A 1,284-nucleotide genomic window follows, 5' to 3' on the forward strand; every position below is an offset into this window, starting at 1 on the left:
CTGGTCAGTGAGAAATCACTGTCCAGATGCTCGTGGAATCAGTGTCCAAGTCAGCGTGGAATCACTGTCCAAGTGTTCGTGGAATGGGTGTCCAAGTGCGCGTGGAATCCCCAAATTCGATATTGGAAAGTACCCTTATGGCCAGGACCACAGCTCCCCTCACTGACACCGCCTGCCGTACAGCTAAACCCCGCGAGCGCGAGTACAAGCTCTTCGACGGCGACGGCCTCTACCTTCTCGTACAGCCCAACGGGCGCAAAGGCTGGCGGCTCAGGTACGTGAAGCCCGATGGTCGCGAAGGCCTCACCTCTTTAGGCAGCTACCCCGTGGTGGGGCTTGCCGATGCTCGGCGCAAGCGCTTCGAGCTCAAACAGCAACTCGCCAACGGCATCGATCCAATCCAAACAGCAAGCCAAGGTACAAGCCGTGGTCAACGGCCGTACCTTTGAAAGCGTTGCCCTCGACTGGCACGCCGGCATGGTGCCCAAGTGGGCGCCCGGCCACGCCAAGACCGTGCTCAGCCGCTTGAAGACCCACGTGTTCCCAGCCATCGGCGCACGCGCCATCGTCGACCTTGACACCCACGACCTCATGCAACCGCTGGAGGCCTTGACCAAGCGCGGCACCATTGATGTGGCATTGCAAATCAAGAACTACCTGCAAAGCATCATGAGCGAAGCCAAGCGCCTGCGGCTGATTGGGCGCATGTTCGACAGGTCGTTGATGCGCTGTGCAGCAGCGGGCAGTTTCGGGCGACAGCGATTGTTCAGTTGGCGCGGGCTACGGGCATGCGTTTGCGTGAAGCCATCTTGGCTGACCTACCACGGCTAAGCCGTGAAGCTAACGACCTCGGCAGGATTAACATTCAGAATGGCACTAAAGGCGGCCGCGCCGGGGCATCGGCTCCACGTTGGATTGCGTTAGATGAGCATATCCGAGGTGCGCTTGGGTTTGCACGGCTGGTGTCCCCAGTAGGTAGCCGCAACCTGATTGCACCACACGAAAGCTACCTGAATGTCCTGCAAAAAATCATCCGCCCTGCCCGGGAGATCCTGTATGCCCACAACCTTAAAGGCTTTCATGAGCTATGGGCAGCGTACGCATGTGAGCGTTACGAGCAGATCACCCAACACCCCGCGCCAATCAATGGTGGCAAATATTGTCAGGTAGATAGAAACCCTGTGTTGGCGCTGATTGAAAACTGACCCACCCTGCCGATTGAAAATTGACCCAGGACGGATTGCTGATTTCTGTCCCAGCAATTGTGGATAAGCTTAGCAGCAG

At 57.7% G+C, this 1,284-nt stretch carries 2 pseudogenes; both read left to right on the forward strand.

Annotated elements, in window-relative coordinates:
- Positions 1-137: 137 nt before the first annotated feature.
- Positions 138-699 (forward strand): annotated as a pseudogene (locus DW49_RS01000000128855) (tyrosine-type recombinase/integrase); the annotation flags it as partial.
- An 8-nt stretch (positions 700-707) separates the two neighbouring features.
- Positions 708-1,175, forward strand: a pseudogene (locus tag DW49_RS1000000131020) (site-specific integrase); the annotation flags it as partial.
- Between the last annotated feature and the right edge of the window lie 109 nt (positions 1,176-1,284).

The sequence above is a fragment of the Pseudomonas avellanae BPIC 631 genome, from assembly GCF_000444135.1.
Classification (GTDB): domain Bacteria; phylum Pseudomonadota; class Gammaproteobacteria; order Pseudomonadales; family Pseudomonadaceae; genus Aquipseudomonas; species Aquipseudomonas avellanae.